Source organism: Flavobacterium aquicola (assembly GCF_003385115.1).
Classification (GTDB): Bacteria; Bacteroidota; Bacteroidia; order Flavobacteriales; family Flavobacteriaceae; genus Flavobacterium; species Flavobacterium aquicola.
This window is the reverse complement of record NZ_QUNI01000029.1, coordinates 1-5,530: the sequence shown is the minus strand read 5'-3', so window position 1 is coordinate 5,530 and position 5,530 is coordinate 1. Positions and strand designations below refer to the sequence as shown.

Annotated in this window: 7 protein-coding genes; all 7 read left to right on the top strand. The window is 29.5% G+C overall.

The window, feature by feature from the left end; all coding sequences use genetic code 11:
* Nucleotides 1–143 precede the first annotated feature (143 nt).
* The 7 genes from C8P67_RS21615 to C8P67_RS21585 all read left to right on the top strand — a co-directional run bounded on the left by C8P67_RS21615 (nt 144) and on the right by C8P67_RS21585 (nt 5,307).
* Nucleotides 144–722 (top strand): hypothetical protein, encoded by a 579-nt coding sequence (locus C8P67_RS21615; protein WP_211319949.1) that lies wholly within the window; start codon nt 144–146, stop codon nt 720–722.
* 156 nt (nt 723–878) lie between these two features.
* The gene (locus C8P67_RS21610; RefSeq protein ID WP_115815276.1) at nt 879–1,436 is read left to right on the top strand and encodes a hypothetical protein; all 558 of its coding nucleotides are present in this window, start codon (nt 879–881) and stop codon (nt 1,434–1,436) included.
* A gap of 204 nt (nt 1,437–1,640) precedes the next feature.
* Entirely contained in the window at nt 1,641–2,222 is a 582-nt protein-coding gene (locus tag C8P67_RS21605; protein WP_115815275.1) for a hypothetical protein, read from the top strand.
* A gap of 163 nt (nt 2,223–2,385) precedes the next feature.
* Complete coding sequence (locus C8P67_RS21600) at nt 2,386–2,982, top strand: hypothetical protein (RefSeq protein WP_115815274.1); 597 nt, start codon at nt 2,386–2,388, stop codon at nt 2,980–2,982.
* On the top strand, nt 2,969–4,033 hold the full coding sequence (locus tag C8P67_RS21595) for a DUF262 domain-containing protein (protein ID WP_115815273.1): 1,065 nt from the start codon (nt 2,969–2,971) through the stop codon (nt 4,031–4,033). The genes C8P67_RS21600 and C8P67_RS21595 overlap by 14 nt, the downstream gene beginning before the upstream one ends.
* Before the next feature lie 171 nt (nt 4,034–4,204).
* A complete protein-coding gene (locus C8P67_RS21590; protein ID WP_115815272.1) occupies nt 4,205–4,561 on the top strand; it encodes a hypothetical protein in 357 nt (118 codons plus the stop codon).
* Between the two features lie 185 nt (nt 4,562–4,746).
* Nucleotides 4,747–5,307 (top strand): hypothetical protein, encoded by a 561-nt coding sequence (locus C8P67_RS21585; RefSeq protein WP_115815271.1) that lies wholly within the window; start codon nt 4,747–4,749, stop codon nt 5,305–5,307.
* Nucleotides 5,308–5,530: the final 223 nt, after the last annotated feature.

The window sequence follows — 5,530 nt, the reverse complement described above, 5'->3', positions numbered from 1 at the left end:
GCTTAATGGAAAGATGGTTTTGTATCTGAATGATTTGGCAAATCCGAAGAATGGGCTTAATTTAGTCCCAAACCCGCTGTAGTACCAGAACGTTAGTGGCTATTTTGTGACAGACAAGTGGCACATATAAAAAACAAACTTTAATGAAAACAAAAAATATTTACGACATCATAGCAATAATTTCTACAATTGGTATTCTTTGTTGGATGGTGACAGATTATTTTGGAGGAATGGTTATTTATCTGTTTTCTTATGGGGTAATTATTTTTCCTGTAATTATACTTTACATAGTTTCTTTTTTCGATACACTTATATCAACAGCAAAAAGAGGCATAACACAAAATAAGACAAAAGTGATTTTTCACGGACTAGTTTTAGTTGCAATTTTCTTGACAAATATGTTTCAGTCAGACATATTTAAATCAAAAAGAGTTTTGACAGCTACACTTAAAGACGACCAATTTCATTACACTTTAATATTTAGGAAAGATGGAAACTGTGAAAACGAAGTATCGGGAATATTTGGTTTTCAGGAAATTTACCATGGTAAATATAAATTTTATGGAGACACAATTATTTTTGCAAAAAAGCCTTACGATAATGACTTTATTCCTGACACATTATTAATTGATAGGAAAGCAAAAGCAATATTTATTGAAAAAGACAAAACAGGAAAGTTTACCACAACAAAAGAATGGTTGAATCACTTTGAAATAGAATAAAACAACCGCTAACAACCACTACAACGGATTTGGCATTGGCTTAATGGAAATAAGGTTTTGTATTTGGAATGATTTGGCAAATCCGAAGAATGGGCTTAATTTAGTCCCAAACCCGCTGTAGTGCCAGAACGTTAGCGGATATAATCGACCAAAATTATGAAAAAAGAGAATTGTTATTTAGAGTTTGGTTATTTTGAAGATTTGAATTTTGAAGATTTGAAATTCACTTTTGAAAAAATAAAATATTCGAAAAATAACTCAATTGAAACTAACGATAATTATTGGTTAGAAAATTTCCCTAAATATTCCATTGAGAAATTTTGGTTTTTAGATTCGGACTTGAAACCGAATTTTAAAACTGCCGACAAAACAGAATTTAATTGGCACTTTTATTCTTTGATAGAATTATTGAGCATAAATTATGGAATAGAATATATTGACTTAAAGAAAGTAGACAAAAACAAAGGTTTACTTGAATATAATCCTTACGAATATCCGTATGGCGGAATTGACGGAATCGTAATGTTTGTAAAATCTTTTAATAGTATTCCGAAAATAATTGATGACGGTACAAGTGTTTATGAAATAAACTTTGAAACTTCTGAAGTATTTAATATTACAGATTTAGAAGATGAAAACAAACAAAATAGTTCTGTGGAAAAATTTAATGCGGTTAAATTATTATATAAATTCGCAAACAGATTTAAACAATAAAAAATTACATCCGCTAACAGCCACTACAACGGATTTGGGCATTTGGCTTAATGGAAAAAATGGTCTTGTACTTGGGAAGATTTGGCAAATCCGAAGAATGGGTTAAATTTAGTCCCAAACCCGCTGTAGTACCAGAACGTTATGCGTCAGTTTACAACAAAAGAGTGCTGAAAAAAAACAGAAATTCACAAACTTTAAAATAAAATGTTATTAAGCTTCAAGGAACAAATTATTGAAGATTTTCTAATTCCTTCTTTTATCTTAAACGAGGGTGAAATTATTATTCTTGAAATTCCAAACGGCGTAGAATTTCAAAAAATTTCATCAAGATTAATTGAAATTTTAACCGAAATCTGTTCAGAAATTAAGTATGTAGAACATTTTAAAGAAAATTCATTTTTAAATAAATTGTTTCCAACAACAATAGGTCAATATTTAAAAAAATGTAACAAAAATTCTACTTACACGAATAAAATTTATGAGATTGAATGGATGAAACCTGAAATTAAAATTAATTCTCTCGCAGGTAGTTACAGAAGATTGTTGTCTTTGTACAAAACATTGACTTTTACAAAAAGCATAATAATAGATTTACTCGGTGTTGATCCTATTGGCGGAATTGAAATTTATAAAATACTAAAGCAGAACCAAAAAGAAAATGGGAGTACGATTTTATTTGATTCTTGTAATGAGTTTGAAAAAGATTGCACAAATTTCATTAGAGTAAAATATGTAGGAACTGACGAAAGATATAAAGATTATAACAAAATAATGGCGGATAAATAAAAAACCGAACGCATAACAGCTACTACAACGGATTTGGGCAATTGGGTTAATGGAAAGATGATTTTGTATTTGGAATGATTAGGCAAATCCGAAAATATGGCTTAATTTAATCCCAAACCCGCTGTAGTACCAGAACGTTAGGCACAATGTTTACAAAACAACTATGACAGAAGAAGACTTAAAGGAATTTATAAAATTGAACTCTGAAAAGGAAATATATGACAAATATCTCCTTGGACAAGACGTTTGGTATTTTACAAAAAATATAACAGATGAAAACCCATTGCTTTTTTATGACAAATTCAAAAAATTTATCTCATCCAAATTAAATATTCACTTTCACAATATTTCAATCATAGGTAGTGCTAAAACAAAGTATAGTTTTTCTCCTAAGAAGAATTTCCGTGAATTTCACGATAAATCAGACTTTGATATTGTTTTAGTATCAAGCGAGTTATTTACCTACTTCTGGTCAGCTTTTTATGATATTTCACAAAATCAAAGAGTAGAAAATTATCAAGGTCTTACCTCCAATATTTTTAGAAAGTTTATTAGCGTAAAGGAAGATGACCCTCATTACGACAACGAAGCACTAAAAAACTGGCAAAGAAAATTGACAGAATTTAAAACACAACTTCAACTTGAATATAAAATTTATAGTGACATCAACTATAGAATCTATGCAAATTGGGAATCAGTTGAATCATACCACATTAAAGGAATTAAAATATTAAAAAATAAATTAAATGAAACTAATTGAACTAATTGACATACAGCCACAAAACACAAAATGGCTTTATGACCTTCATACTAAAGGATTAATTACAGTTGATAACTCCTTTCAAAGAGAATATGTTTGGTTAGAAAAGCATCAGATAAAATTGATTGAAACAGTATTAATAGGTTCTCCAATTCCTGAAATTTATTTATGGAATATAGGGACAGATTCGGATACCGGTGATACAAAGTATTCAATAGTTGACGGACAACAAAGGACTGGAGCTCTTTTTCAATTTATACAAAACAAGTTTAAGTTAAAAGAAAGCATTCTTGACTCTAAATCTAACGTTTTTTCTGAAATTAAAAACCGATTTTTTAAAGATTTAGAAGATGCTCAAAAACAGGCTATTTGGGCATACATATTTTCAATTCGCATCGTAAGACAATCAGTATCAAGAGAAAGTATTGTACAGATGTTTTTACGTTTGAACAGTAATAATATGACTTTAAATCCTCAAGAATTAAGAAATGCTGAGTTCGAAGGTGAATTTATGTTGCTAGCCTCTCAATTAGCCGAATTTCCATTTTGGGAAAACAATAAATTATTCAGTATTGCGGACAGGAGAAGAATGAGGGATGTCACTTTCATTAGTAATTTGTTGACATTTATGAAACTAGGTATTGACGAAGAAATTACATCAAAGAATATCAACAGAATTTACGAACTCTTTAATGAAGAATATCCTAATAAAGAAAGAGATATTGAAATGGTTACGAACGTGATTTCATCAATTGATGAAATAATTGAAAACAATTCCTACCGACAATCGTTTTTATCTAGTAAAGTACACCTCTACTCACTTTTCACATTTATTTATGGCATTATAGTTTCCGGAAAAGCAATAACCAAAGAACAAATTGAAAAATACAGAAATTTTATTGACAATTACGACAATGAAGATGTATTAATGAAGTATTTTGAAAACAAAATGACAATAATTGGTGAGTATAAATCAAAATCGAAAGAAGGAACAAATCAAAAGACTAATAGATTAAGACGTTTTGAAATTTTGACCGAACTACTGAAATAACACTGTGCCTAACAGCTACTACAACGGATTTGGGCAATTGGCTTAATGGAAAGTTGGTCTTGTATTTGGATGATTTTGCAAATCCGAAGAATGGGCTTAATTTAGTCCCAAACCCGCTGTAGTACCAGAACGTTATGTACTATTTTCCAAAAAAATACTGCTAAAAAAGCTATGACAATAGATTTAAAAAACAATACGATTTATCACATCGATGCGAATAGAAACAAAAAAGTACATAAAGCAATTTCCACTAGTTTTTCGCAAATAGAAGTTCTAAATGATGGCAGAATTTTAGTTCTAGAAAATTATTATAAATACGAAAACGAACAGAAATCAAACTTATACTGTTTGAATCAGAATATAGAAATCGAATGGTTTTTGCCGACAGGAATTGACGAAGATGGAGTTGATAATTATGTTGGATTCACAACAAACGGAAATCAAATTTTTGCGAATACTTGGAATTGTTTTAGAGTTGAAATTGATATTGAAAACGGAGAAATAATTAACAAACAGTTTACCAAATAAAAAACAGTACATAACAGCTACTACAACGGATTTGGGCAATTGGCTTAATGGAAAGATGGTTTTGTATCTGAATGATTTGGCAAATCCGAAGAATGGGTTTAATTTAGTCCCAAACCCGCTGTAGTACCAGAACGTTGTGCGTCAGTTTCGAGCAATAGAAACTGAAATAAATCCGAAAGAAAAAAATGAAAAAATATTATTTAATTTTATTTTCCATTTTATTTTTAAGTTGTGGTTCATTTAAAGATAAACAAGAAAATTTTCAAAAAATAAATGAAAACAACGTAACTATTCTGAATGGTATTTATACTGTCTTTGCAAAAAACAAATCCAATAAATATTATTATTTTGACAATCTTAATGAAAAGTTTTATAGAAAATATGGTCGTGGAGAAAGAGATACAATCAATTTTGATACTATAACTGGAGGGAGTTTAAAAATATCAATTTTAAGTGAACGTGAATTGAATTTAGATTTTATTAAAAATGACAAAACGCTGAAAAGTCAAAGATTAAAATATAAATTTAAAAAAGATGGTTTTCTTTATATAAAAAACAGAAATACATTAATTAGTGGAATACCATTTATTTTTGGAGGAGTAGATGTTAGAAAAGTTAGAATAGCACTAAATGAAAATAATGATTTATTACTGAATGATGTTTTCGATAGTTCGGGTGCTTTTTTGTTAATTTTTGGCGACGCAAAAGTTTGGGAAGAAACGAATGTTTATAAACGAATTAAATAAAAAACCGAACGCACAACAGCTACTACAACGGATTTGGGCATCAGGTTTAATGGAAAAATGGTTTTGTATTTGGATGATTTGGCAAATCCGAAAAATGGGCTTAATTTAATCCCAAACCCGCTGTAGTACCAGAACGTTACCAGTAATGGCTACCAAATTTACGGTTAATAAAAAGCAATCAAATTAGAATCAATAGTAAAATGCGGACAGATAATATTATCGA

Bases quoted from the DNA above. Each gene is read 5' to 3' on its own strand.
- C8P67_RS21605 (WP_115815275.1), top strand. From the start codon at position 1,641: ATGTTATTAAGCTTCAAGGAACAAATTATTGAAGATTTTCTAATTCCT.
- C8P67_RS21615 (WP_211319949.1), top strand. From the start codon at position 144: ATGAAAACAAAAAATATTTACGACATCATAGCAATAATTTCTACAATT.
- C8P67_RS21610 (WP_115815276.1), top strand. From the start codon at position 879: ATGAAAAAAGAGAATTGTTATTTAGAGTTTGGTTATTTTGAAGATTTG.
- C8P67_RS21585 (WP_115815271.1), top strand. From the start codon at position 4,747: ATGAAAAAATATTATTTAATTTTATTTTCCATTTTATTTTTAAGTTGT.
- C8P67_RS21590 (WP_115815272.1), top strand. From the start codon at position 4,205: ATGACAATAGATTTAAAAAACAATACGATTTATCACATCGATGCGAAT.
- C8P67_RS21600 (WP_115815274.1), top strand. From the start codon at position 2,386: ATGACAGAAGAAGACTTAAAGGAATTTATAAAATTGAACTCTGAAAAG.
- C8P67_RS21595 (WP_115815273.1), top strand. From the start codon at position 2,969: ATGAAACTAATTGAACTAATTGACATACAGCCACAAAACACAAAATGG.